Origin of the sequence: Maritimibacter sp. 55A14, assembly GCF_003122205.1 — a bacterium.
Classification (GTDB): Bacteria; Pseudomonadota; Alphaproteobacteria; order Rhodobacterales; family Rhodobacteraceae; genus QEYE01.
Genome location: NZ_QEYE01000001.1, coordinates 53603 through 77543, shown reverse-complemented (window position 1 = coordinate 77543; position 23941 = coordinate 53603). Strand labels below are relative to the sequence as shown.

Below are 23941 nucleotides of genomic sequence, written 5' to 3'. Positions count from 1 at the left end.
CGCCGCGTTCAGGCTGCTTGCGCCCCGTCACGCTCCGCGAAGGCGCGGCGCACCTCTTCCGGGATCGGCCGCTTGGTGGTGCCATCGGCTTCGACAAGCACCAGAACGGCCGTCGATAGAACTTTAAGATCGCCTGAAAACACACCGTATTCCATCGTGAAACTCGTGTTGCGCATCTGCGTGGTGCGACCGGTCACGATATAGTCCTCGCCCAGCCGCAGCGACGCGCGGTAATCGACGTTGAGTGCGCGCAGCACCAGCCCGTCGAGCTGCGGCCGACCACGGGTCAGCCCGTAGGCGGTGGTGTAATGGACGCGGAAGTTTTCGAACCAGGTCAGATAGGCGGCGTTGTTCACGTGGCCCAGCGTGTCCAGTTCGTGAAAGCGCACCCGGTCGGCGACGCCCATCGGCCAGTCGTCCGGCACGCCGTGGGCGCGCAGCGTCGCGCGGTCGAGCGGGATGTGATAACGCAGGTCCATGCCCCGCCGCTTAGCCTCGGGCGCGGCGATGTGCAACGGAAAATCGGGCGGTGGAGGATGGAGCGGGTGAAGGGAATCGAACCCTCGTCGTCAGCTTGGGAAGCTGCTGCTCTACCATTGAGCTACACCCGCGCGATCCCGTCCGATTAGGACAAGCCCGCGCCCGCGTCAAGCGCGATGCGCGTCAGCCGCGGCGCCGGCGCCGGCGGCCGCCGTCGGTGCCGTCGCCGCCGCCGGTGTTGAAGCTGACCTGGGGCAGCGGCACGGCGGCCGCGAGCTTGGCGAAGGGCGCGGTGGCGTGCGGTATCGCGTTGGCGGCGACGAAATGCTCCTGGAAACGCGGCTCCACGGCGGTCTCGACCTTGTGGATGCGGCGCACGACCTTTTCGATATCCGCGCGCGCCGCGACCGAGCAGAGCGCGATCCGCGCCCCGGTCCCCGCCGCGTTGCCGGCCGAGGTGACGCGGTCCAGATCGGCGTCGGGGATCATGCCCAGCACCATCGCGTGTTTCGGGCTGATATGCGCGCCGAATGCACCGGCCAGCACGACGCGGTCCACGCCGTCCACGCCCATCTTGTCCATCAGCAGCCGCGCGCCGGCGTAGAGCGCGGATTTGGCCAACTGGATCGCCCTTATGTCGCCCTGCGTCACGGCGATGAGCGGCCCGCCTTCGGCCCGCGCGTCGTGCAGCAGGTAGGAATGGGTGCGGCCTTCGGGAATACAGCGCGCGCTGCCGGTCTGTTCGGCCGAGCCGATCAGCCCGGACGGATCGACGATCCCGGCCATGCGCATCTCGGCCACCGCCTCGATGATGCCCGAGCCGCAGATGCCGGTGATGCCGCCATCGCCCACGGCCTCGGTAAAGCCGTCCTCGTTCGACCAGAGGTCGCAGCCGATGACCTTGAAGCGCGGCTCGCGGGTCTCCAGGTCGATCTCGACGCGCTCGATCGCGCCCGGCGCGGCGCGCTGGCCGGCGCTGATCTGCGCGCCCTCGAAGGCCGGGCCCGTGGGCGAGGAACAGGCCAGCACCTGGTCCTTGTTGCCCAGCAGAAGCTCGGCATTGGTGCCGACATCGACCATCAGCACGAGATCTTCGGATTTGTGCGGCTCCTCGCTCAGTGCGACGGCGGCGGCATCGGCGCCGACATGGCCCGCGATGCAGGGCAGCACGAAGACGCGGGCAGCCGCGTTCATCGCGTCGAGATCCATCTCGCGGGCGTTGAGCGTCAGCGAATTGGCGGTGGCCAGCGCGAAAGGCGCCTGGCCCAACTCCACCGGGTCGATGCCCAGCAGCAGGTGGTGCATGATCGGGTTGCAGACGAAGACCGCCTCCATGATGGCGCCGGTATCCACGCCCGCCTCGGCAGCGATTTCGCGCGTCAGGGTATTGATCGCCTCGCGCACGGCGCCGGTCATCTCGCGGTCGCCGCCGGGGTTCATCATCACGTAGCTGACCCGGCTCATCAGGTCCTCGCCAAAGCGGATCTGCGGATTCATCACGCCGGCGGAAGCCAGCACCCGCCCGTCCACCAGGTCGCACAGATGCGCCGCGATGGTGGTGGAGCCCAGGTCGATCGCCAGCCCGTAGATGCCGGCCTCGTAGAAGCCCGGCCAGATTTCCATGATCCGCGGACGGTTGTCGTGCAGCCCGCGATGCACCGCGACGGTGACTTTCCAGCCGCCCTTGCGCAGCACCGGCTGAACTTCGCGCAGGATGTGGAGATCGGCCGCCACATCCTTGAGGCCCCATTGATCCTCAAGCGCCTGGGCAAGCCGTTCCAGGTCACCCGACGGCTCGTGCATGTCGGGTTCGGCCACCTCCACGTAATAAAGCTTGGTGGCCGGGTCCATGATGATCTTGCGCGCCGTGGCGGCCTTGCGCACGACCTGCTTGTGCACCTGGCTCTCGGGCGGCACGTCGATCACGACATCCTTCATGATCTGCGCCTGGCAGCCCAGCCGGCGGCCCGATTTCAGGCCGCGTTTCTCATCGTAACGGGCCTCGACCTTGTTCCAGTCCGACAGCGCGTCGGCCTCGACCGTGACGCCGTGTTTGGAAAACTCGCCATAGGCCGGTGCGATCTGGCATTTCGAGCAGATGCCGCGCCCGCCGCAGACCGAGTCGAGATCGACGCCAAGCTGGCGCGCCGCGGTCAGCACGGGCGTCCCGGCGGGCACGCGCCCGCGCTTGCCGGAGGGCATGAAGATGACGAGGGGATCCTGGCTCATGTCTTCTACGGGTCCTTGCTGGCGGCCGTTGCGCGCGCAGCATAGCGGCCGCAGCCGAGGATGAAAGGCGGCAAGCGGCAGAATCCTGCTTCTGAGCGGCAAAGCGTCAGTCGATGATGCCCGCCCCGAAGATGATCACCGCCAGAGGCACCGGGGCGACGGCCAGCACGATGGTCAGCACGACGCTGCGGAAGAGGAAGATGCGGCTCAGCCCGGCCATCAGCAGGATGCCGCCGCCACCGCCGATGACGGCGTTGCCCGGCAAGTTGATTAGCAGCGCCAGCGCGAGGTAACGCCATTTCAGCGCGGCTGGCGCCAGCCGTTCGGGCAGGTGGCCGCGCAGGAGGGCGAGCCTTGCGGGGCCATCGAGGGGCTCCATCCTCGACAGAAGCTCGCAAGCCCGGCGCATGTGCAGATCCCGGAACACCGCGATCAGGCTGGCCACAGGAAGGAAGCGGCCGACGCAATAGGCCAGCAACAGCCCTAGGCAGGTGGCAAGATAGACAAAGGGCGCGCCCGCCGCGCCATAGGCCATCAGCACAGCAAGGCCGATCTCCACGCCGGGCACGAAGGGGATGGCCAGAAGCAGCGCGTAGCACCACAGCAGCGCGCCCACCAGCAGGATGGTCGCGGGGCCACGATACTCGATGGGCATGGTCACGATCTGGTCCATCAGCCAGTCCGTGGCCTGATGAATCGCCACAGCCAGCGCCACGATGGCGGCGATGCGCAGCAGCGTGCGCAGAACGGCGATCCGCAGCGGCGGGGGCGGCGGCACCGCCGGTGCTTGGCCGGTCTCGCGGTCAGGAATTTTCGTCACGTTGTCCCCGGTGCCGGTTGGCCAGCCTCGTTCCGGCGCAGGCGGCCGGTCTGTCATGCAGGTTCCGCGATTGCTCCGCGCCTGTCCAGAGAGCGGCTGTCACCTTTTTGTGCATGCCGTTCAGCCACGATGCGAGGCGTGCCGTCCGGCCGCCACCAGATAGACCAGCGTCGTCACCCCGGCATAGACCGCGTTGAGAACCAGCACCGTCTGCCAGGGCGCGCCGACGCCCAGCACAAGTTTGGCGTTGAGCGAGGGCAGGAACGTGAGCGCGGCCAATGCCAGCAGCATTGCCGACCAGCGCGGCATTCCCCGGAAGATGAGCGGCAGCAGCAGCGCCAGGACACAAGCCACGGCATACCGCGCGGGGGTGGCCAGGAGCGCAAGCGTATTGGCCCCCGCGATCACGCCTGCCGCGAAGGCGTTGCTGACGGCGCCGACGGCCCCGGCCAGTGCCGCAATGATGAAATAGCGTGTCATGCCATCCTCCCTTCCTGCTCAGGCCCTATGCAGGACCCGGAAAATGCGCAAGGCCGGGCGCGCGCCCGGCCTTGACCGCAATCTCAGGCGCGCGCTGTCCGCGCGCCGCCGGGGCGATGCCGCTCAGGCACTGCGCCGGCGGCCGCCGCGCCGCCCGCCACGCTGGCCCGCCGATGCGGCCGCCGATTCCTGGCTGGCCTCGGCGAATTCCTTGCCTTCCTTGACCGCGTCCAGCACGCGGGAGAACTTGATCCACTCGCCCCCGTTGGGGTCGTGAGCCATCAGGAAATTGGCGGCGCGAATCGCCTCCATCTCCACCGGGCGGACCGGGTTCATGATGGCGCTGGTCATGCCCGCGCCGATCGCCATCGGCAGGAAGGCGGCGTTGATGCCATGCCGGTTGGGCAACCCGAAGGAGATGTTGGAGGCGCCGCAGGTGGTGTTGACGCCCAGCTCGTCGCGCAGCTTGCGCACCAGGCGGAAGACTTGCTGGCCTGCCGTCGCCATGGCACCCACCGGCATCACCAGCGGGTCCACGACGATGTCATGCGCGGGGATGCCGAAATCGGCGGCGCGCTCGACGATCTTCTTGGCCACCGCGAAACGCACGTCCGGATCCTCGGAAATGCCGGTGTCGTCGTTGGAGATCGCCACCACGGGGATGTTGTACTTCTTGACCAGCGGCAGCACCAGTTCCAGCCGGTCCTCCTCGCCCGTGACCGAGTTCAGGAGCGGCCGGCCCTGCGCGGCGGCCAAGCCCGCTTCCAGCGCCGCGGGCACCGAGCTGTCGATGCAGAGCGGCACGTCCACCAGCCCCTGCACCAGCTCGATCATCCTGGTCATCAGCGGCGGTTCGGTCTCGTTGGGGTTGGGGTTGGAGTTGTAGACCACGCCCGCGTTGACATCGAGCACCATCGCCCCGCAGGCGACCTGTTCGAGCGCGTCCTTTTCGACGGTGGAGAAATCGCCGGCCTCCAGTTCGGCGGCGAGCTTCTTGCGGCCGGTGGGGTTGATGCGTTCCCCGATCACGCAGAACGGCTCGTCAAAGCCGATGGTGACGGTCTTGGTCTTGCTCTCGACGACGGTGCGCGTCATGTCAGGCGGTCCTTACTGTTGTGCGGCCGGAATGGCGGAATCGCCGCCGTGTTCGATGGCCCATGTTGCGTTGGTCTTGATCCCGCCGAGCGGGAAGAAGTGCACATTGGTGATGTTGAAATCCGGGTGCGCGGCCCGGTGTGCCGCCAGCGCGCCGATGAACTCGTCGGGCTCGAACGGCAGCAGCAGCTTGGATACATCTTTAGCGCGACGCTGCAGAACACGCAACGATGCACCCACGCCGCAGGCGATGGAGAACTTGATCAGCGTCTGCAATTTCGCCGGTCCCGCGACGCCGATATGGATCGGCAGGTCGATGCCGGCCTCCGCCAGGCTGTCGGCCCATTTGATGACCGGCGCCGCTTCGAAGGCGAATTGCGTGGCAAGCGCCATCTTGGCGTCGGTGCGCTCGGAAAACTTCTGCTTCCAACGCAGTGCCTCGTCGACATTGCGGGTGCCGCCATCGGGGTCGATATCGGTGTTGCCCTCGGGGTGGCCGGCGACATGCAGGCGGGTGAAGCCGGCCTTGTCGAAGAGCCCCGATTCCATGAGCTGCATGGAGCTGTGGAAATCGCCATGCGGCTTTTCCACGCCGCCGGCCAGCAGCAGCGCCTGGCGCACGTCGGCCTCGCCCTGATAGCGGGCGATCCAGTCGGCCAGCATGGCCTTGTCCTTGATGATCCGTGCAGGGAAATGCGGCATCACGCGGAAGCCGTCGGCGTTCAGGCGCGTCGCGGTGGCCACCATGTCCTCGATCGGCGTGCCTTCGATATGGGCGATGTAGACGCGCGTTCCCTCGGGCAGAAGCTCGCGGAAATCCTCCACCTTCTCGGCGGTGCGCGGCATTACCTCGATGGAGTAGTCCTTGAGGAATGCCTCGACCTCGGGCTTCACCGGGACAGGGGCCGTTTCCTTGCGGCGGAAGTTCAGCAGCGCCATGGCGCGTCTCCTCATGTTCTGGAGGGTCAAGGGCTCAGGCCCATCCGTCATTCGCGATCAGTGTCTTGATCTTCGCGGTGTCGTAGTCGGCTTCGAGTCGGGCCGCTTCGGCTTTTGCGACCTCCTGAGGCTCGCCATCGACCTCGTAAGGCTCCGCCTTTCGCCACTCTGCAAGATAAGCATCGGTGTCGTCCGCGCCAACCTTCATCGCGCAGCGGTCGATGGCCTGTTCGAAACGTTCCGCAAGCTGGGCCTTCGCGCCGCGCCGCCCCTTGCCCACGATGACCTGGGCGGGGATGTCCCGCCAATAGACGATGGTTACCTCGGGCATGGATTGCACCTCCTTGGCCTGATTGAAGACTTCTAGTCCCTTGCATCGCATACCCTGCGCTGAATTTCGACCTGGCACAGGCAGGAAGCGACCTCGCGGCGGCTTGCACCGGGGGCGGGCGCGCGTTACCTTTCCCGCAACTTCTTTGGAGGCACCAAATCATGGCGCCCAAGCGCCCCGTTAACGCGGGCGCGTTCCCGATATCGGTTGAGCGCCCCGCGCCAAATCGGCCAGATCCGGCGGACCTTTACGCGGCTCTGGACCTCGGCACGAACAGTTGCCGCATGCTCATCGCCCAGCCGAAGGGCAATGAGTTCCATGTGGTTGACAGCTTTTCGAAATCCGTCGGTCTGGGCAACGGGCTGGAGGCCAGCGGGCGGCTGTCGCGCGCGGCAATGTCCAAAACGGTCGCGGCGCTGAAAATCTGCCAGCGCAAGCTCCAGAAGCATCAGGTGAAGCGCATGCGGCTGGTGGCGACCGAAGCCTGCCGCCGGGCGCAGAACGCGCAGCAGTTCATCCGCATGGTGGGGCGCGAGACGGGCCTGAAGCTCGACATCATCGAATGCGAGGAGGAGGCCCGGCTGGCGGTCGTGAGTTGCGCGCCGCTCGTCTCCACCCGGACCGAGCAGCTTCTCGTGATCGACATCGGCGGCGGCTCGACGGAGCTGGTCTGGCTCGACCTGACGGCGGTTGCCCCGCCCGACCGGCCGCGCGCGCTGATGCGGCTGCACACCGGCTTCGTCCATGCCGACGGACCCTTTCCTGCCGCCCGGATGGTGGACTGGATTTCGGTGCCGCTCGGGGTCGCCACGCTGAAGGATCAGTTTGCGGATGTGGAAGACGACGGCGCCCGATTCGCCCTGATGTCCTGCTATTTCGAGGAAAAGCTCGCGGCCTTCAGCCCCTATCACGACGCCGCCGATCAGGCGCGGGACGGCTTCCAGATCATCGGCACCTCGGGGACCGTCACCACGGTTGCGGCGTCGCATCTGGGGCTCAGGCGCTACGACCGCAACAAGGTCGACGGGCTCCGGATGACCAGCGCCCAGATCGACGCGGTGGTCAACGAGTACCTGGCGCTTGGGCCGGAGGGTCGCCGCAGCGACCCCAGGATCGGGCGCGACCGGCATTCGTTGATCATGTCGGGGGCTGCGATCCTGCAGGCGCTACTCAGGGCCTGGCCCACCGACCGGCTGTCGGTGGCCGACCGGGGCTTGCGGGAGGCGCTGCTTTTCGCGCAGATGAGCTCCGACGGGGTTCTGGACGGCGGGACGTACTGACATGGCCGATGACAGGAAGCGAAGCTCGGGGCGTGGTCAGCGCGACCTGCGGGTGCGCGTGAAAACCGCGCGGGGGCGCAAGCTCAGCTCGACCCGCTGGCTGGAGCGGCAGCTCAACGATCCTTACGTGCAGCGCGCCCAGAAGGAGGGCTATCGCGGCCGCGCCGCCTTCAAGATCCTGGAGCTTGACGACAAATACCGGTTCCTCGTGCCCGGCGCGCGCGTGGTCGATCTGGGCTGCGCCCCCGGCGGCTGGTGCCAGGTTGCGGTCGCGCGTGTCAACGCGCTGGGAGAGAAGCCCGGCAAGCCCGCCGGCCGCGTGATCGGCGTCGATCTGCGTGAGGTGGAGCCCATTCCGGGGGCGGAATTGCACGTTCTGGACTTCCTGGCCGACGACGCCGACGAGACGGTGAAGGGCTGGCTGGGCGGCAAGGCGGACGTGGTCATGTCCGACATGGCGGCGGCCAGTTCGGGCCACAAGCAGACCGACCATCTGCGCATTGTCGCACTCTGCGAGGCGGCGGCGCATTTCGCGTTCGACGTTCTCGAACAGGGCGGTACCTTCGTGGCCAAGGTCCTGGCCGGCGGTGCCGAGGCTGAGCTCCAGACGTTGCTCAAGCAGAATTTCGCGAAGGTCGCCAATGTGAAGCCGCCCGCCAGCCGGTCCGACAGTTCCGAGAAATTCGTCGTCGCCTCTGGTTTCCGGGGCGGGTCCCGCGACGGAGACTGAGCGCGGCTCTCAACCCTGCCGCATCTTGCGCTCGTCGTCGCGGGAAGGCTGCATGTCGTCCAGTGTCTCGTCCTCGCTGAGCGTACTGGGGATCCCCTCCCGCGAGAGCAGGATCGCCAGCGGGTGCAGGGCCGGATGCTGCGAGCAGACGATCATGATCGCCACCATGATCGGCACCGACAGGAACATTCCCGGAATGCCCCAGACCACGCTCCAGAAAGCCAGCGAGATGATGATCCCGAAGGACGAGAGCCGCAGCGCGCGGCCCATCAGCGTCGGGTCGATGATGGAGCCGTTCACGAACTGGATCACCCCGGTGACGACGAAGACGATCAGGGTCGGCGTCGGATCGGCGAACTGCACATAGGTCACCAGCGTGACCAGTCCCGTCGCGATGATGGAACCGATATTCGGGATGTAGTTGAGCACGAAGGTGGCGATCGCCATCGGCAGCGCCAGGTCCAGGCCGAAAGCCCGCATCACACCATAGACCATCAGCCCGGTGGCGATGCTGACCGCCGTCTTGACCAGCAGGTAGCGGTTCACGCGGCGCATGATCGTGCCGATGGTCCGGCGGACCTGGTCGGCGCGGCCGGGATCGGGAAAGAGGCTGGTGAGCTTGGCGGGAAACCAGACCCGTTCGGCAAAGAGGAAACCCACGAAGAGGATCACCAGCACCGTCGCGGACATCACGTTGCCCGCCTGTCCGGCGGCCGAGCGCAGATAGGAGCCCACATTTATGTCCCGCACCGCGCCCAGAACCGCCTGCGACACGTCCTCGCCCATCCAGCGGAAGAGGTCGGCGATCGCGAACTGCGCCTGTTCGGTATAGCTCAGCGTGGTGATGAGGATCGTGTTGACCTGCGAGAGCAGCACGCCCGACAGCGTCAGCAGCCCCGAGGCGATCAGCGCCACCGCCAGCATGCTGGCCAGCCAGTTTGGAATGCCGATCCCGGCGATGCGCAGCCGCCCGATATAGTTGATCGCGTCGCTGGTCAGGCTGAACAGGATGATCGCGATGGCCAGCGAGATCAGCAGGAAACGCGCCTCGACCAGCAGGAAGAGGACGATCCCGAAGGCGATGATGCCCAGGAACCAGGCCTGAAGCCTGTGATTTTGCAGCCAGGCCGGGCGGTCCGGCTGATCGCTCCGCATTGGTTCAGATGGCATCCCTGGTCTTTCGTTCCGGCTTCACCTCGGGTCCAGTCTAGGCCTGCGGGGCACCGGGTATCAAGGCGGCGTGATCAGCCCACGGCGCGGGCATGGAAGATAAATCCGAGGAAATTGAGCAGGATCTGCGCCGCCAGGATCGCGGTGGAGCCGGTCGGATCGTAATCCGGAGCCACCTCCACCAGATCCATGCCGACGATCTCGTGACGCCGCGCGACGCCCTGAAGCAGTTCCAGCACCTCGTAATAGAGAAACCCGCCATGGCTGGGCGTGCCCGTGCCCGGCGCGATGGAAGGGCAGAAGCCGTCGATGTCGATCGTGACATAGAGCCGCGCGCCGGGCGGAATGCGCGCCAGCACCGCCTCGACGCCCAAGGCCCGGACCTGCCGCACCGACAGGATGTCGGCGCCCATGGCGCGCGCGGCCTCGTAGCCGTCGCGCGCGGTGGACGAGACATTGCGGATGCCAAGCTGGGTGAGCCCGGTGACATGGTCCTTCTCGGCCGCGCGCCGCATCGGGTTGCCGTGGCCGAAGCGCACGCCGTGGCGTTCGTCGACGAAATCCAGATGCGCGTCGATCTGCAGGACATGGATGTCGCCGCGGCCGGCGAAGGCATCGATGCAGGGGATGTTGACCGAATGGTCGCCGCCGATCACCACCGGCAGCGCGCCAGCCTCCAGCGCCTTGGTCACGCCCAGGCGGATATTGGCGTGGCTCTGCACGGTGTCCGTATGCACGATATCGGCGTCGCCCATGTCCACGATGCGCACGTCCGGGCCCAGATAGGTCGCGTCGTCCTCATGGTCATAGGCCCCGGCATGGCCGAAGGAGAAGAGCGTCGATGCCTCGCGCACCGCCCGCGGTCCGAACCGCGCGCCGGGCCGGAACTGGGTGCCGAAATCGAAGGGAGCGCCCAGGATCGCCGCATCGGCCTCGATCCGGTCCCAATCCGTGGCAAGGGGGCGCTTGCCGAAGGTCGCGATGCCCACGAAGGGCAGGTTCAGTCGGCCGGTCTCGTAGCCGTGTCGGGTCATGGCGGCTCCTCCTCGGGGCGCAGAATGCGCGCGCTGCGCGGAGCTGGCAAGCCGGACTGCGACGCCGCGCCCCCTCGCCAGAGGGCGCGGTTTGCGCAAGGCTCCGCCAAAGGCAGATGGCGGAGGACGAGATGCAGGCAGGAACCGGGCTCTGGCGGCGCACGCCGCCCGCGATCTTTCCTCCCGTCCTCGGCTTGCTGGGCCTGGGTCTGGCCTGGCGGAGAGCGAGTGAGGTCTTCGGCATCGGGGCCGCACCCGGCGAGATGCTCCTCGGGGCCGCGACCCTGCTTTTCCTTTTCACGATGGCGGCTTACGTGACCAAGCTGATGCGCCGTCCCGGCGTCTTCGCCGACGAGTTGCGAATCCTGCCGGGGCGTGCCGGGCTGGCGGCGATGACGCTGTCGGTCTTTCTCTTTGCGCTGGTGCTGGAGCCCTACAGCCTGGGCGCGGCGCGTGCCGTGCTGGCCGCGGGCTTCGCCGCGCACACCGTTCTGGCCCTGGTGATCGTCCGGGTTTTCGTGACCGGCCCGCCGGAACAGCGCCGGGTCACGCCGGTCTGGCACCTGAATTTCGTGGGCTTCATCGTGGGCGCGCTGGCTGCCGCACCGCTGGGCTACCCGGCGCTTGCGGAGGCGATCCTGTGGGTCACGCTGCCGCTGGCCGCGCTGATCGGGGCCGAAAGCCTGCGGCAGTTTCTGCACGCCGGCGTGCCCGCGCCGCTGCGCCCGTTGCTGGCGATCCACCTGTCGCCGGTCTGTCTGCTGGGCGCGGTCGCGCTGATGGTCGGGCAGGGCGCGCTGGGGGCGGCGCTCGCCTGGGCCGGGCTGGGGCTGGCGGTGCTGTTCCTGGCCGGGGCGCGCTGGCTGACGCAGGCCGGGTTCTCGCCCTTCTGGGGCGCCTTCACCTTCCCGCTCGCGGCCTTCGCCGGGCACATGGAACTGATGGCCGGCCTCGCCGGCGGGCCGTGGCGCATCCTGGCGGGCCTCGCGCTGGTCGGCGCCACGCTGGCCATCCTTCCCATCGCCTGGAAGGTCATGCAACTCTGGGCGAAGGGACGGCTGGCGGTGCAGACCAACGCCGCCGAAGCCTGAGTCTCGATTTGCGGCTTTCCTTTCTGTCCCGCCCGTGAGATAGGGAAGCGCCAAACGAAACTCCCTTTCAGGAGACCGCTCATGGAGATTCGCGAGGCACTGACCTTCGACGACGTTCTGCTGGTTCCCGCTGCATCTTCGGTGATGCCGACAACGGCCGATACCCGCACCAAGGTCACCAAGACCATTTCGATGAACATTCCGCTGCTCTCGTCGGCGATGGACACCGTGACCGAGGCGCAGATGGCGATCACGCTGGCGCAGGTCGGCGGGATCGGGGTGATTCACCGCAACCTGACGGTGGAGGAGCAGGCCCGCGAGGTCCGCCGCGTCAAGCGTTTCGAGAGCGGCGTGGTCTACCATCCCGTGACCCTGACCCCCGACCAGACGCTGGCCGACGCCAAGGCGCTGCAGGAGCGCTACAAGATAACCGGCTTTCCGGTGGTGGATGGTGACGGCCGCGTATTGGGGATCGTGACCAACCGCGACATGCGTTTCGCCGAGGACGACCGCACGCCGGTCCGCGCGATGATGACCTGGGACAATCTGGCGATGCTGCGCGAGCCCGCCGACCTGGCCGAAGCCAAGTCGCTGATGCATGCGCGGCGGATCGAGAAACTGCTGGTCGTGGACGAGAAGGGTCGGCTCACCGGCCTCCTGACCATCAAGGATATCGAGAAGGCGGTGCTGAACCCGGCCGCCTGCAAGGACGATCTGGGGCGCCTTCGTGTGGCTGCGGCCACCACCGTGGGCGATGCGGGCTTCGAGCGGTCCGAGGCGCTGATTGACGCGGGCGTGGACCTGGTGGTGGTGGACACGGCGCATGGCCATTCCGCCGCCGTGGCCGAGGCCGTGGAGCGGATCAAGAAACATTCCAACGAGGTACAGGTGGTGGCGGGCAATGTCGCCACCGCCAATGCCACGCGCGCGCTGATCGACGCCGGCGCGGACGCCGTCAAGGTCGGGATCGGACCGGGCTCGATCTGCACCACGCGGGTCGTGGCGGGCGTGGGCATGCCGCAGCTTTCCGCGATCATGGAATGCGCCGCCGCGGCCGACCCGAGCGGCACGCCGATCATCGCCGATGGCGGCATCAAGCTGTCGGGCGACTTCGCCAAGGCGATCGCCGCGGGCGCCCATTGCGCGATGGTGGGCAGCATGATCGCGGGTACAGACGAAAGTCCGGGCGAGGTGATCCTCTACCAGGGCCGCAGCTTCAAGGCCTATCGCGGCATGGGCAGCCTGGGCGCGATGGCGCGCGGCTCGGCCGACCGCTACTTCCAGAAGGACGCAGCCTCCGACAAGCTGGTGCCCGAGGGCATCGAGGGGCAGGTGCCCTACAAGGGCTCCGCCGGCACGGTGATCCACCAACTCGTCGGCGGCCTGCGCGCGGCGATGGGCTATACCGGCTCGGCCACGATTGACGAGATGCGCGGGGGCTGCGAATTTGTCCGCATCACCGGGGCGGGGCTGAAGGAAAGCCATGTCCACGATGTGCAGATCACCCGTGAAAGCCCCAATTACCGCGGGGTATGACAACAGGAGGAGCGTATGGCCCGGACCCTGACCCATGAATTCGGCGACATCCGCCTGACGGTGCTGACCGACGGCGCGCTGGAGTTCGACAACGGCGTCTTTCCCGCCACCGATCCGGGCCATATCGCGGAGTTACTGGAAGCCGCCGGGCAAGCGGCGATCCGCACGAATTTCAACGCCTTCCTGATCCGCCGTCCGGGCAGCACGATCCTGGTTGACAGCGGCCCGCGCGATCTTTTCGGGCCGACCGCGGGCAATCTGCCCGACGCGCTTGACGAGACCGGCGTCGCGCCCGGCGACGTGGACCTGATCTTCTTCACGCATCTGCATCCCGACCATATTGCCGGTGCGCTGACGGCTGAAGGCGCGGCGGTCTTTCCCAATGCCGAGGTGGTGATCCCCGAGGCCGAGATTGCCTTCTGGTCGGATGCGGCGCGCTTTCAGGGCGACGAGACGATGGCGGGCTGGCAGCAACTCGCCGCGGCGTTGCTCGCGGCTTATGACGGGCGCATCCGCAGCCTGGAGGGCGAGGCCGAGATCGCGCCGGACCTTACCGCGATCCCGATGCCCGGCCACACACCGGGCCATAGCGGCTTCCGGCTCGACGCAGGGGGGCAGGCCTTCATCCATGCGGGCGACGTGGTCCATGCGCAGGACCTGCAACTCGCCGATCCCGATGTGGGCGTCTCCTTCGATGTCGATGCCGAGGCCGCGCGGGCCGCCCGCAAGCGCTGCCTCGACATGATCGCGACTGACGGGCTGCTCTTCTCAGGCGGACATATCCTTCGCCCGGCCCTGGGACGGCTGGAGCGAGCAGGCGGCGGTTATCGGTTCATCGAGGATAAATGAAACCGGTTTTCACGCGCTATCCAAATAAGTTGCGAGGCGAATTTCCAGTGATTTTCGCATGACGCCGTCCGCCCGCATCGCCGCCGCGATCGAGATACTGGACCGGATCGGCTCGGGCGCGCCGGCAGAAAAGGCGCTGACCAACTGGGCCCGCGCCAGCCGCTTCGCCGGTTCCGGCGACCGCGCGGCGATCCGCGATCACGTCTTCACCGCGCTGCGCTGCTGGCGCTCACATGCCGCGCTTGGCGGCGCGGAAACCGGGCGCGGCCGGATGCTGGGCCAGTTGCGCGAGGCCGGGCAGGACCCGGAGGCGTTTTTCACCGGCGCCACCCATTCCCCTGCGCCACTGACCGAAGCCGAACACGCCCATCTCGGGGCGGATGTAGCGATGCCGCAGGCGGTTGCGCTGGATTGTCCGGACTGGCTCATGCCCGCGCTGGAGGCATCGCTGGGCGCGGATTTCGAACCGGTCATGGCGGCGTTGCGGCACCGCGCGCCGGTCTGGCTGCGGGTCAATGCGCTGCGGGCGGATCGCGACGGCGCGCTGGCCTCGTTGACTGCCGACGGGATCGTGGCGCGCCCGCATCCGAATGTGAAGATGGCGCTGGAGGTTACGGAAAACGAACGAAAAATCCGGAACTCGTCCGCCTATCGCGACGGGCTCGTGGAATTGCAGGACCTGGCCTCGCAGGCGGTGGTGGACCTGCTGCCCGTGCCGTCCGAAGGCCGCATCCTCGACTATTGCGCGGGCGGTGGGGGCAAGGCGCTGGCCCTGGCCGCGCGGGCGCCCGGCGCGGCCATCGACGCCCATGACGCGGACCCCGCGCGCATGGTTGATCTGCCTGCCCGCGCCGCGCGGGCGGCTGCGTCGATCCGGCCGATCGAACCCGGCACGGCGAACCGGCACGGGCCCTATGACGTGGTGCTCTGCGACGTGCCTTGCAGCGGCAGCGGCGCCTGGCGGCGCAGCCCCGAAGCCAAGTGGCGCCTGAACCCGGAGGGGCTGGAACGGCTCCTGGACGCGCAACGCGGCATTCTTGCGGAAGCCGCGGCACTGGTGGCGCCCGGCGGGCGGCTCGCCTATGTCACATGCTCCCTTCTTGATGCAGAAAATTCGAAACAGATACAGACGTTTACGTCCCAATATTCAGCTTGGGAGCAGCTTCTCGCGCAGAGATTCTTGCCGACTCAGGAAGGCGACGGGTTCTATTGTTGCGTCTTGACGCGTGTAGGACATGGTTCATAGAACAACCGCAAGTGGTGCTTAATGGGGCCTTAACCAATCGCGGAGCTAATGCCGGGGCATCGAATCGCAACGGAGGCCCTGGTGGCGTATTCCGCGAACCTTCCCGGCCCGGTGACCGCAACGGCACGGATCCTGTCCTCGCGCGTCGGCTGGTTTCTCATCCTGTCTGCAGCCTGTCTGGGCCTGGGTAGCCTGCTGCCCGGCACCCTCGCGCAGCTCGCGCTACTCAGCGCGGCCGGTATGCTCACGGCGCTGGCCGGACTCGTGGCCATCCTGGGGCGGCGCGGCAGAGGACCGGCGGGGCCGGGGACGCTCGGCCTTGTAACCGGCATCCTCCACGGTGACAGCGTGCCGGCCTTCTGCACCGATCGCGACGGGATTATCCGTTACCGCAATGCTGCCGCCGCGCGGCGGTTCAAGCCCGCTCCGGGCGACATGCTGGCACGCGCGCTGGCCGGTCAGGTCTCCAACACCGGCTTCACGCTGCGCCGCATGCGCGAGACCGCCGCGACCTACGGCCACGCGCGCGAGGATATTGTCGGGCGCGGTGGCCATATGCGACTATCGGCGCATGATCTGGGGGCGGATGGCACGCTCTGGAGGCTGGAGGATATGAGCGCCCCGCGGAGCAACGCGCCGGGCTTTGTCGGTCTTCCGATGCTCACCGCATCGCAAAGCGGCACGATCCTTTCGATGAACGAACCGTTGCGCGAGTTGCTGGGCGGGCGCGTGAAGCATCTGGAACGGATATTCACCGACCTGCCGCTGCGCCCGGACCGGGTGCATCGCATCGCCGGCGCTCGCGGTCCGGTCGATGTCCGCGTGACCGTGCAGACCGGCGCGGGCGGTCGGCGCGAGATCTATCTGGCCCCCTGCGAGGGCGAGGAACTCTCCGGCGCTGCGACAGAACGGTTCTTCGACGAATTGCCCGTGGCGCTGCTGAAGCTGGCGCCGGACGGGACCGTCGCAATGGCCAACCGCATGGTGCGAGGGTTACTGTGCCACTCGATGAATGGCCCGGTTCATCTCGGGGAACTGGTCGAGGGGCTGGGCCGCCCGGTGCGCGAATGGCTGGCGGATGCAGTGCGGGGCCGCGCGCCGCGCAAGCCCGAGGTGGTGCGCGCCGCCCGCGCGGAGGGCGATGTCTTCCTGCAAATCATGCTCCACCGGATCGTGGAGGATGGTGAGGTCTCGCTGGTGGCGGTGCTCAATGACGCGACCGAACTCAAGACCCTGGAGGCGCAATTCGTCCAGAGCCAGAAGATGCAGGCCATCGGGCAACTGGCCGGCGGTGTCGCGCATGACTTCAACAATCTGCTGACGGCCATCTCCGGTCATTGCGACCTGCTGCTGCTGCGCCATGACGAAAGCGATTCCGAATACGCGGATCTCATCCAGATCAACCAGAACGCCAACCGCGCGGCCAGCCTGGTGGGGCAGTTGCTTGCCTTCTCCCGCAAGCAGAACCTGCAGCCCGAAACCCTGGACATGCGCGACACGATGGCCGATCTGGCGCATCTGCTGAACCGGCTTGTGGGCGAGCGGATCGCTCTGACACTGAGCCATGACCCGGATCTGCGCCCGATCCGCGCCGACAAGAGGCAGCTGGAACAGGTGATCATGAATCTGGTCGTGAATGCCCGCGACGCGATGCAGGACGGCGGTGGCGAGATCCGGATCGAGACCGAAAACTGCCACCTGGCGGAGGATCTCAGGCGGGATCGGGCCATCGTGCCCGCGGGCGAGTATGTGGCGGTGCGGGTCACCGATGACGGCACGGGGATCGCACCCGACAAGCTGACCAAGGTGTTCGAGCCCTTCTACACCACCAAGCGCACCGGCGAGGGCACGGGGCTGGGGCTCTCGACCGCCTATGGCATCGTCAAGCAGACCGGCGGCTTCATCTTCGCGGATTCTGCGCCGGGCACGGGCACCGTCTTCACGCTCTATTTCCCCGCCCATGACCGCCCCGCCGCGGCCCCCGCGCCGGTCTCGGGCGGCACCACCGGCGCCGGCCCACAAGTCGATGACGGCGTGGTGCTTCTGGTGGAGGACGAGGCCCCGGTGCGCGCCTTCGCGGCGCGTGCGCTGCGGATGCGGGGCTACACGGTTATCGAGGCGGAGTCCGCGGAGGACGCACTCGACCGGCTCTCCGATCCGGACCTGTCGGTGGATGTCTTCGTGACCGACGTGGTCATGCCCGGCATGGACGGCCCGACCTGGGTGCGCGAGGCGCTGAAGTCGCGGCCCGATGCGCGGGTCGTCTTCGTCTCCGGCTATGCCGAGGATTCGGTGGCCGAACACCAGTCGACGATCCCCAACGCCGTCTTCCTGCCCAAGCCCTTCTCGCTGAGCGAACTGACCGCCACCGTGCAGGGGCAGATGCGCCCGCCGCAGGCGTAGCCCGCCCGCCGCTTCGGATCGCCGCCATCAAACCGTGGGATCAAACACCTGGAGCCGGAAGTCGCGTTCGAAATGACAGGCCGGCATATGCTTCATCGCCGGCGGCTTCCGCAGAATCAGCGCCGCGTGCCTGGCCAGACGGTGCTCGATGGAGAAACTTCCGGTCCTGGGCGCCGCGAGATAGAGCGGCTTTTCCTTCCAGAACAGAAGCATGGGACAGGTCTGCCGCAGACGTAACGCATACCTCAGGTTGTATACCAATCCTTAACTATACCAATGGAACAGTGGGAGCCGGAAAATTCTGTTGAAATGTTCTTGTTTTGACCTCATAAAGGCGTAGAACAAGAGGTGAACGAGAGCAGCGATTGCCGCCCCTTCGGCGATATGAAATAAGAGGTGAAGACATGGCGACCCAGAACGTACTCGAGTTGAACGGAAAGCGCGAAATGGACAAGCAGAAGGCGCTGGAATCGGCGCTCAGCCAGATCGAACGGCAATTCGGCAAGGGCTCGATCATGCGCCTCGGCGGCGACAATCCGATCGCCGAGATCGAGGCGACCTCGACCGGCTCCATCGGGCTCGACATCGCGCTTGGCATCGGCGGCATCCCGAAGGGCCGGATCATCGAGATCTACGGCCCCGAGAGCTCCGGCAAGACGACGCTGACGCTGCACGCCATCGCCGAGGAGCAGAAGTCCGGCGGCGTCTGCGCCTTCGTCGATGCCGAACACGCGCTGGACCCGCATTACGCGCGCAAGCTGGGCGTCGATCTCGATGAGTTGCTGATCTCGCAGCCCGACACGGGCGAGCAGGCGCTGGAGATCACCGATACGCTGGTGCGCTCGGGCGCGGTCAACATGGTGGTGGTCGACTCGGTCGCCGCGCTGACCCCGAAATCGGAACTTGAGGGCGACATGGGCGACAGTTCCGTGGGCGTCCAGGCCCGGCTGATGAGCCAGGCGATGCGCAAGCTCACGGGCTCGATCTCGCGCTCCAAATGCACGGTGATCTTCATCAACCAGATCCGCATGAAGATCGGCGTGATGTTCGGCAGCCCGGAGACGACGTCGGGCGGCAACGCGCTGAAATTCTATGCCTCGGTGCGCATGGACATCCGCCGCATCGGCGCGATCAAGGACCGCGACGAGGTGGTGGGCAACGCCACGCGCGTCAAGGTGGTCAAGAACAAGGTGGCGCCGCCCTTCAAGCAGGTCGAATTCGACATCATGTATGGCGAGGGCATCTCCAAGACGGGTGAGTTGATCGACATGGGCGTGAAGGCCGGGATCGTGGAGAAATCCGGTTCCTGGTTCTCCTATGGGGACGAGCGGATCGGACAGGGCCGCGAGAACGCCAAGGGCTTCCTGAAAGAGCATCCCGAGATCGCCGAGGAGATCGAGGACAAGATCCGCGCAGCGCACGGGCTCGACGCCAAGGCCGGGGCCGGGGCGGGCGATGCCGACGAGGCGCTGCTCGAAGGCTGAGCGCTGCGCGCGCGAAAGTCGAGGGGCCGGGCCTGTGGGCGCGGCCCTTTCTCGTTGCAAAATTCGGGATTGCTGGACAGTCTGACGGCGCCGGGCTACACCCCGGAACCGACACGCATTTCCTAGCCGGGGATCCCGAGATATGGCGAGCCTGAACGACATCCGGTCCACCTTCCTGGACTATTTCGCGACGCACGGCCACGAGATTGTCGACAGCTCGCCGCTGGTGCCGCGCAATGACCCCACGCTGATGTTCACCAACGCCGGCATGGTGCAGTTCAAGAACGTCTTTACCGGGATCGAACACCGCGACTACAGCCGCGCCGCGACCAGCCAGAAATGCGTGCGCGCCGGCGGCAAGCACAACGATCTGGACAATGTCGGCTATACCGCCCGCCACCACACCTTCTTCGAGATGCTCGGCAATTTCTCGTTCGGCGACTATTTCAAGGACCAGGCGATCCCTTATGCCTGGGACCTGATCACGAAGGAATTCGGGATTGACCGGGACCGGCTGCTGGTCACGATCTACCATACCGACGACGAGGCCGCCGAGATCTGGAAGAAATATGCCGGGCTGAGCGACGACCGGATCATCCGAATCCCGACGGCCGACAATTTCTGGTCGATGGGCGCGACCGGCCCTTGCGGCCCCTGCACCGAGATTTTCTACGATCACGGCGAACATATCCCCGGCGGCCCGCCGGGCAGCCCGGACGAGGACGGCGACCGGTTCATCGAGATCTGGAACCTCGTCTTCATGCAGTTCGAGCAGTTCGAGGACGGCCACCGCGAGGATCTGCCGAAACCCTCGATCGACACCGGCATGGGGCTGGAGCGGATCGGCGCGCTCCTGCAGGGCAAGCACGACAATTACGACACCGACCTGATGCGCACGCTGATCGAGGCGGCCGCGCATGCCACCTCGACCGATCCGGACGGGCCGGGGAAGGTGCATCACCGGGTGATCGCGGATCACCTGCGGTCCACCTCCTTCCTGATCGCCGACGGTGTGATGCCCTCGAACGAAGGGCGCGGCTACGTGCTGCGCCGGATCATGCGCCGCGCGATGCGGCATGCGCATCTTCTGGGCGCGCAGGAACCGGTGATGCACCGGCTGGTGGGTGCGCTCGTGGCGCAGATGGGCAGCCATTTCACCGAGCTGGGCCGCGCCCGCGCCCTGATCGAGGAGACGCTGCGGCTGGAGGAGACGCGCTTCCAGCAGACGCTCGACCGGGGATTGAGGCTCCTCGACGAGGAGCTGGAGAAACTGCCCGAGGGGGCGCCGCTGCCCGGCGGAGCGGCCTTCAAGCTCTACGATACATATGGCTTCCCGCTCGACCTGACGCAGGACGCGCTGCGCGAGAAGGGCCGGCAGGTCGATACCGGCGGGTTCGACGCGGCGATGGCCGAGCAGAAGGCGCAGGCCCGCGCGGCTTGGGCGGGCTCGGGCGAGACCGCGGATGCCGCGATCTGGTTCGACCTGGCCGAGGAGCACGGACCGACCGAATTCCTGGGCTACGACACCGAGAATGCCGAGGGGCAAATCCTGGCGCTAATCCGCGACGGCGCGCGCGTAGAGGCGGCGAAGACCGGCGAAGTGGTGCAGATCGTGCTCAACCAGACGCCGTTTTATGGCGAGGCCGGCGGGCAGGTAGGCGATACCGGCTGGCTTCGTTGCGAGGGCGGCGCGGCGCGCATCACCGACACCAGGAAGAGCGCCGGCGTCTTCATCCATTTCGCCGAAGTGACCGAGGGCCGGATCGCGCGCGGCGCGCCGGCCGAGCTTGAGGTCGATCACGAGCGGCGCCGCGCGATCCGCGCCAATCACTCCGCCACGCATCTTCTTCACGAGGCCCTGCGCCGCCATCTGGGCGAGCATGTCGCGCAGCGCGGCTCGCTCAACGCGGCGGAGAGGCTGCGCTTCGATTTCAGCCACGCCAAGGCGCTGACCCCGCAGGAGATCCGCCAGGTCGAGGAGGAGGTGAACGCCTTCATCCGCCAGAACAGCCCGGTGGAGACGCGGATCATGACGCCCGATGCGGCGCGCGATCTTGGCGCGCAGGCGCTCTTTGGCGAGAAATACGGCGACGAGGTGCGGGTCGTATCGATGGGCACGCAGACCAATTCCGGCAAGGGGCTCGATGGCGAGACCTATTCGATCGAGCTTTGCGGGGGGACGCATGTCCGGCGCACCGGCGATATCGGGGTCTTCGCGCTTCTGGGCGACGCGGCGTCGAGCGCCGGCGTACGCCGGATCGAGGCGCTGACCGGCGAGGCTGCCTTCCGCTATCTCGCTGCGCAGGACCACCGGATGTCCGAGACGGCACTGGCGCTCAAGGCGCAGCCGGAAGAGGTGCCCGATCGCGTGAAGGTCCTGCTGGGCGAGCGGCGCGCGCTTCAGAACGAGGTCGCGCAACTGCGCCGCGAACTTGCGATGGCCGGCGGTGCCGGGGACGGTGCCGGTCCGGCGGCGCGCGACGTGGCCGGGGTGCCGTTCCTGGCCACGGTTCTGAACGGCGTCGAAGGCCGCGACCTGCCGGCGCTCATCGACGAGCACAAGGCGCGGCTGGGCAGCGGCGCGATCCTTCTGATCGCCGATACCGGGGCCAAGGCCGCGGTGGCCGCCGGCGTGACGGACGACCTGACGTCGCGCGTCTCGGCGGTGGATATGGTGCGTGCGGCGACGCCCGCGCTCGGCGGCAAGGGCGGCGGCGGCCGTCCCGACATGGCACAGGGCGGCGGGCCGGATGCGGGCGGCGCCCAGGCGGCGATCGCGGCGGTCGAGACGCTGATCGCAGCACAGGACTGACAACAGGGGAGACGGATATGGGTGCTTTCTGGATCGCGCATGTCGAGGTGCTGGACGAGGAGGCCTACGGCAAATACGCGGCCATCGCGACCGAGGCCATCGCCGAGCACGGCGGCGTGTTTCTGGCCCGCAGTGGGCGCTACCAGCAGATGGAAGGCCGCGACCGGCCGCGCAATGTCGTGGCCCGGTTCAACAGCTTCGAGGATGCGGTGGCCTGCTACAACTCGCCCCGCTACCAAGAGGCGCTGGGATTCGCCAAGGGCGCCAGCGACCGCGACCTGGTGATCGTCGAGGAAAACTAAAGCGGCAGCTCGGTCGTCTCCTTGATCTCCTCCATCACGAAGCTGGCGGAGACATCGGCCAGGCTGATCCGCTCGATCAGCCGCTGGTAGAGCGCGTCATAGGCGGCGACGTCGGCCACCCGTGCGCGGATCAGGTAGTCCAGATCGCCCGACATCCGGTAGGCGCCCAGTATCTCGGGCATGTCTCGGGTGGCCTTGCGGAACTGCTCCAGCCAGTCAGCCGCGTGCCGGTCGGTGCGGACCATGATGAAGACGCTGAGCCCCAGCCCCAGCTTCTCGGGCGCCAGGAGCGCCACCCGCCGGCGGATGATGCCCCGTGCCTCCAGCGCCTTGACGCGCCGCCAGCAGGCGTTGCGCGACAGGCCCACCTTTTCACCCAGCGCATCGAGCGCGATGGCGCAATCATGTTGCAGGGCGGCGAGGATTCGGCGGTCGAGATCGTCCAAAATCTCCATTCCTGAATGATACACGCGAGATGATCCCAAATAAATCGCAAAGGCTGCGAAGTTTGGGACATGTTCCCACCGCCCCGCGGGTAACTTGCCGGTGAACTTGAAGGAGGAGCACCATGATTTCCCGCATCTTTCTGGATCATCCGCAGAGCGTGAACGAAAGCTACCTGCAGCACGCCCGTTTTGCCCTGCGCTTTGCGCTGAGCCTGTTGGCGGCCGGGCTGGCCGCGCTGATTCATGCCGTGCTGCCGTTTCTCTTCGAGAAGACGGCCAGCCGCATCGTCGCCGATCTCCACGCGCGAACGCAGGCGCGCCGTTAATGCGTCGCGGTACCCGAGAAGACGTTGATGACCACGATGCCCGCGACGATCATTCCCATGCCCAGAATCGCGGGCAGATCGACGCCCTGGCGGAAGAAGACCCAGCCGATCACCGCCGTCAGGCAGATGCCCAGCCCCGACCAGATCGCATAGGTGATGCCAAGCGGCAGGTAGCGCAGCACCCAGACGAGGCAGATCATCGCACCGCCGAATCCCACCGCCACGCCGAGCGTTGGCAGCCAGCGGGTGAATTGCTGCGACGCCTGAAGCGAGGCCGTGCCCACCCCCTCGAAAAGCACGGCGATGACAAGGATCAGGTAAGCCTTCGGCATGGGACGCTCCGCGGTTTCGGGTGATGCGCCCATAGCGCCCTAATCCCCGCGCCGGGTCAAACGGATTCTGCCGCGTTCAGAGGTCCCAGAGACGCGGCTCCGCGAGTTCCAGCGAGTTGCCGGCCGGGTCTCGGAAATAGATCGACCGCGCCCCGTTCGGCCAGCGGAAATCCGCCTCGATCGCCACGCCGCTTGCCTCCAGGTGTGTCCGCCACGCTTCGAGCTGCGGCGCGGTTGCGGCAAGGCAGACATGGCCCGGCCCCGTCGCGCCGTGCGGCGGCACCGGCAGGTCGGGATTGCCCGGCGGTTTCACCGTCTGGGCGGGATTGAAGATCAGCAGGATGCTGCCTGCCAGCCGGAAAAACACGTGCCGATCATCGACACGGGCAATCCGTTTCAACCCCAGAACGCCGCCATAGAAGGCTTCGGCGGCATCGAGATCGGGGGCATAGAGCGCCGATTCGAGGGCAGCCGGGGCAGGGGGCGGTTTTGTCATTGGCCTGTGACCTCCGCGCGCTACATCACA

General features: G+C 67.0%; 24 protein-coding genes and 1 tRNA gene. 11 read left to right on the top strand and 14 right to left on the bottom strand.

Going from position 1 to position 23941, the window contains the following annotated elements:
- Window positions 1-8 precede the first annotated feature (8 nt).
- The 8 genes from DDZ14_RS00405 to DDZ14_RS00370 form a co-directional block, all read right to left on the bottom strand.
- On the bottom strand, window positions 9-479 hold the full coding sequence (locus DDZ14_RS00405; RefSeq protein ID WP_109422968.1) for a thioesterase family protein: 471 nt from the start codon (window positions 477-479) through the stop codon (window positions 9-11).
- 58 nt (window positions 480-537) lie between these two features.
- A tRNA-Gly gene (locus DDZ14_RS00400) sits at window positions 538-611 on the bottom strand.
- Window positions 612-663: 52 nt separating this feature from the next.
- Window positions 664-2709 (bottom strand): ASKHA domain-containing protein, encoded by a 2046-nt coding sequence (locus DDZ14_RS00395; protein WP_109422967.1) that lies wholly within the window; start codon window positions 2707-2709, stop codon window positions 664-666.
- A gap of 106 nt (window positions 2710-2815) precedes the next feature.
- Window positions 2816-3529 carry a hypothetical protein gene (locus tag DDZ14_RS00390; RefSeq protein WP_146193042.1) on the bottom strand — a complete coding sequence of 238 codons (714 nt, stop codon included), beginning with the start codon at window positions 3527-3529 and terminating at the stop codon, window positions 2816-2818.
- Between the two features lie 120 nt (window positions 3530-3649).
- Window positions 3650-4009 carry a hypothetical protein gene (locus DDZ14_RS00385; protein WP_109422965.1) on the bottom strand — a complete coding sequence of 120 codons (360 nt, stop codon included), beginning with the start codon at window positions 4007-4009 and terminating at the stop codon, window positions 3650-3652.
- A 123-nt stretch (window positions 4010-4132) separates the two neighbouring features.
- Complete coding sequence (locus DDZ14_RS00380) at window positions 4133-5104, bottom strand: methyltetrahydrofolate cobalamin methyltransferase (protein WP_109422964.1); 972 nt, start codon at window positions 5102-5104, stop codon at window positions 4133-4135.
- 12 nt (window positions 5105-5116) lie between these two features.
- Window positions 5117-6043, bottom strand: coding sequence for a 5,10-methylenetetrahydrofolate reductase (locus tag DDZ14_RS00375; RefSeq protein ID WP_109422963.1), 927 nt, complete (start codon window positions 6041-6043; stop codon window positions 5117-5119).
- Window positions 6044-6077: 34 nt separating this feature from the next.
- Window positions 6078-6374 carry a virulence factor gene (locus DDZ14_RS00370; RefSeq protein WP_109423178.1) on the bottom strand — a complete coding sequence of 99 codons (297 nt, stop codon included), beginning with the start codon at window positions 6372-6374 and terminating at the stop codon, window positions 6078-6080.
- A 161-nt stretch (window positions 6375-6535) separates the two neighbouring features.
- Between DDZ14_RS00370 and DDZ14_RS00365 the strand changes: the two genes are divergently transcribed.
- Together DDZ14_RS00365 and DDZ14_RS00360 are read left to right on the top strand one after the other, a co-directional pair.
- Window positions 6536-7654 carry a Ppx/GppA phosphatase family protein gene (locus DDZ14_RS00365; protein ID WP_109422962.1) on the top strand — a complete coding sequence of 373 codons (1119 nt, stop codon included), beginning with the start codon at window positions 6536-6538 and terminating at the stop codon, window positions 7652-7654.
- Between the two features lies 1 nt (window position 7655).
- Entirely contained in the window at window positions 7656-8384 is a 729-nt protein-coding gene (locus DDZ14_RS00360; protein WP_109422961.1) for an RlmE family RNA methyltransferase, read from the top strand.
- Between the two features lie 9 nt (window positions 8385-8393).
- On the opposite strand, the gene DDZ14_RS00355 is transcribed toward DDZ14_RS00360, so the two are convergent.
- The gene (locus tag DDZ14_RS00355; RefSeq protein WP_109422960.1) at window positions 8394-9539 is read right to left on the bottom strand and encodes an AI-2E family transporter; all 1146 of its coding nucleotides are present in this window, start codon (window positions 9537-9539) and stop codon (window positions 8394-8396) included.
- 89 nt (window positions 9540-9628) lie between these two features.
- The gene (gene speB / locus DDZ14_RS00350; RefSeq protein WP_109422959.1) at window positions 9629-10588 is read right to left on the bottom strand and encodes an agmatinase; all 960 of its coding nucleotides are present in this window, start codon (window positions 10586-10588) and stop codon (window positions 9629-9631) included.
- Window positions 10589-10719: 131 nt separating this feature from the next.
- On the opposite strand from speB, the gene DDZ14_RS00345 reads away from it, so the two are divergent.
- The 5 genes from DDZ14_RS00345 to DDZ14_RS00325 all read left to right on the top strand — a co-directional run bounded on the left by DDZ14_RS00345 (window position 10720) and on the right by DDZ14_RS00325 (window position 17713).
- The gene (locus DDZ14_RS00345; RefSeq protein WP_233252417.1) at window positions 10720-11679 is read left to right on the top strand and encodes a tellurium resistance protein; all 960 of its coding nucleotides are present in this window, start codon (window positions 10720-10722) and stop codon (window positions 11677-11679) included.
- Between the two features lie 81 nt (window positions 11680-11760).
- A complete protein-coding gene (guaB, locus tag DDZ14_RS00340; protein ID WP_109422957.1) occupies window positions 11761-13215 on the top strand; it encodes an IMP dehydrogenase in 1455 nt (484 codons plus the stop codon).
- A 15-nt stretch (window positions 13216-13230) separates the two neighbouring features.
- Window positions 13231-14064 carry an MBL fold metallo-hydrolase gene (locus tag DDZ14_RS00335; RefSeq protein WP_109422956.1) on the top strand — a complete coding sequence of 278 codons (834 nt, stop codon included), beginning with the start codon at window positions 13231-13233 and terminating at the stop codon, window positions 14062-14064.
- Between the two features lie 58 nt (window positions 14065-14122).
- The gene (locus tag DDZ14_RS00330; RefSeq protein ID WP_109422955.1) at window positions 14123-15310 is read left to right on the top strand and encodes an RsmB/NOP family class I SAM-dependent RNA methyltransferase; all 1188 of its coding nucleotides are present in this window, start codon (window positions 14123-14125) and stop codon (window positions 15308-15310) included.
- 81 nt (window positions 15311-15391) lie between these two features.
- Window positions 15392-17713, top strand: coding sequence for an ATP-binding protein (locus tag DDZ14_RS00325; RefSeq protein WP_233252416.1), 2322 nt, complete (start codon window positions 15392-15394; stop codon window positions 17711-17713).
- A gap of 27 nt (window positions 17714-17740) precedes the next feature.
- On the opposite strand, the gene DDZ14_RS00320 is transcribed toward DDZ14_RS00325, so the two are convergent.
- Window positions 17741-17926 (bottom strand): hypothetical protein, encoded by a 186-nt coding sequence (locus tag DDZ14_RS00320; protein WP_109422953.1) that lies wholly within the window; start codon window positions 17924-17926, stop codon window positions 17741-17743.
- Between the two features lie 191 nt (window positions 17927-18117).
- Here DDZ14_RS00320 and recA point away from each other — a divergent pair, with 191 nt between their 5' ends.
- From recA to DDZ14_RS00305, 3 genes are all read left to right on the top strand, one after another.
- Window positions 18118-19197 carry a recombinase RecA gene (gene recA, locus DDZ14_RS00315; RefSeq protein WP_109422952.1) on the top strand — a complete coding sequence of 360 codons (1080 nt, stop codon included), beginning with the start codon at window positions 18118-18120 and terminating at the stop codon, window positions 19195-19197.
- A gap of 142 nt (window positions 19198-19339) precedes the next feature.
- Window positions 19340-22009, top strand: a complete 2670-nt coding sequence (alaS, locus tag DDZ14_RS00310; protein ID WP_109422951.1) for an alanine--tRNA ligase — start codon at window positions 19340-19342, stop codon at window positions 22007-22009.
- A 17-nt stretch (window positions 22010-22026) separates the two neighbouring features.
- Window positions 22027-22311 (top strand): DUF1330 domain-containing protein, encoded by a 285-nt coding sequence (locus DDZ14_RS00305; RefSeq protein WP_109422950.1) that lies wholly within the window; start codon window positions 22027-22029, stop codon window positions 22309-22311.
- Here the strand turns inward: DDZ14_RS00305 and DDZ14_RS00300 are convergent.
- Complete coding sequence (locus tag DDZ14_RS00300; RefSeq protein WP_109422949.1) at window positions 22308-22766, bottom strand: Lrp/AsnC family transcriptional regulator; 459 nt, start codon at window positions 22764-22766, stop codon at window positions 22308-22310. The two genes, DDZ14_RS00305 and DDZ14_RS00300, sit on opposite strands and share 4 nt — an antisense overlap.
- Window positions 22767-22879: 113 nt before the next feature.
- On the opposite strand from DDZ14_RS00300, the gene DDZ14_RS00295 reads away from it, so the two are divergent.
- Entirely contained in the window at window positions 22880-23083 is a 204-nt protein-coding gene (locus DDZ14_RS00295; RefSeq protein ID WP_109422948.1) for a DUF6356 family protein, read from the top strand.
- Here the strand turns inward: DDZ14_RS00295 and DDZ14_RS00290 are convergent.
- Together DDZ14_RS00290 and DDZ14_RS00285 are read right to left on the bottom strand one after the other, a co-directional pair.
- On the bottom strand, window positions 23080-23415 hold the full coding sequence (locus DDZ14_RS00290) for a multidrug efflux SMR transporter (protein ID WP_109422947.1): 336 nt from the start codon (window positions 23413-23415) through the stop codon (window positions 23080-23082). The genes DDZ14_RS00295 and DDZ14_RS00290 overlap by 4 nt on opposite strands.
- Before the next feature lie 76 nt (window positions 23416-23491).
- Window positions 23492-23911 (bottom strand): VOC family protein, encoded by a 420-nt coding sequence (locus DDZ14_RS00285; RefSeq protein ID WP_109422946.1) that lies wholly within the window; start codon window positions 23909-23911, stop codon window positions 23492-23494.
- Window positions 23912-23941: the final 30 nt, after the last annotated feature.

Bases quoted from the DNA above. Each gene is read 5' to 3' on its own strand.
- DDZ14_RS00405 (WP_109422968.1), bottom strand. From the start codon at position 479: ATGGACCTGCGTTATCACATCCCGCTCGACCGCGCGACGCTGCGCGCC.
- DDZ14_RS00395 (WP_109422967.1), bottom strand. From the start codon at position 2,709: ATGAGCCAGGATCCCCTCGTCATCTTCATGCCCTCCGGCAAGCGCGGG.
- DDZ14_RS00385 (WP_109422965.1), bottom strand. From the start codon at position 4,009: ATGACACGCTATTTCATCATTGCGGCACTGGCCGGGGCCGTCGGCGCC.
- DDZ14_RS00380 (WP_109422964.1), bottom strand. From the start codon at position 5,104: ATGACGCGCACCGTCGTCGAGAGCAAGACCAAGACCGTCACCATCGGC.
- DDZ14_RS00375 (WP_109422963.1), bottom strand. From the start codon at position 6,043: ATGGCGCTGCTGAACTTCCGCCGCAAGGAAACGGCCCCTGTCCCGGTG.
- DDZ14_RS00370 (WP_109423178.1), bottom strand. From the start codon at position 6,374: ATGCCCGAGGTAACCATCGTCTATTGGCGGGACATCCCCGCCCAGGTC.
- DDZ14_RS00365 (WP_109422962.1), top strand. From the start codon at position 6,536: ATGGCGCCCAAGCGCCCCGTTAACGCGGGCGCGTTCCCGATATCGGTT.
- DDZ14_RS00360 (WP_109422961.1), top strand. From the start codon at position 7,656: ATGGCCGATGACAGGAAGCGAAGCTCGGGGCGTGGTCAGCGCGACCTG.
- DDZ14_RS00355 (WP_109422960.1), bottom strand. From the start codon at position 9,539: ATGCGGAGCGATCAGCCGGACCGCCCGGCCTGGCTGCAAAATCACAGG.
- speB (WP_109422959.1), bottom strand. From the start codon at position 10,588: ATGACCCGACACGGCTACGAGACCGGCCGACTGAACCTGCCCTTCGTG.
- DDZ14_RS00345 (WP_233252417.1), top strand. From the start codon at position 10,720: ATGCAGGCAGGAACCGGGCTCTGGCGGCGCACGCCGCCCGCGATCTTT.
- guaB (WP_109422957.1), top strand. From the start codon at position 11,761: ATGGAGATTCGCGAGGCACTGACCTTCGACGACGTTCTGCTGGTTCCC.
- DDZ14_RS00335 (WP_109422956.1), top strand. From the start codon at position 13,231: ATGGCCCGGACCCTGACCCATGAATTCGGCGACATCCGCCTGACGGTG.
- DDZ14_RS00330 (WP_109422955.1), top strand. From the start codon at position 14,123: ATGACGCCGTCCGCCCGCATCGCCGCCGCGATCGAGATACTGGACCGG.
- DDZ14_RS00320 (WP_109422953.1), bottom strand. From the start codon at position 17,926: ATGCTTCTGTTCTGGAAGGAAAAGCCGCTCTATCTCGCGGCGCCCAGG.
- recA (WP_109422952.1), top strand. From the start codon at position 18,118: ATGGCGACCCAGAACGTACTCGAGTTGAACGGAAAGCGCGAAATGGAC.
- alaS (WP_109422951.1), top strand. From the start codon at position 19,340: ATGGCGAGCCTGAACGACATCCGGTCCACCTTCCTGGACTATTTCGCG.
- DDZ14_RS00305 (WP_109422950.1), top strand. From the start codon at position 22,027: ATGGGTGCTTTCTGGATCGCGCATGTCGAGGTGCTGGACGAGGAGGCC.
- DDZ14_RS00300 (WP_109422949.1), bottom strand. From the start codon at position 22,766: ATGGAGATTTTGGACGATCTCGACCGCCGAATCCTCGCCGCCCTGCAA.
- DDZ14_RS00295 (WP_109422948.1), top strand. From the start codon at position 22,880: ATGATTTCCCGCATCTTTCTGGATCATCCGCAGAGCGTGAACGAAAGC.
- DDZ14_RS00290 (WP_109422947.1), bottom strand. From the start codon at position 23,415: ATGCCGAAGGCTTACCTGATCCTTGTCATCGCCGTGCTTTTCGAGGGG.
- DDZ14_RS00285 (WP_109422946.1), bottom strand. From the start codon at position 23,911: ATGACAAAACCGCCCCCTGCCCCGGCTGCCCTCGAATCGGCGCTCTAT.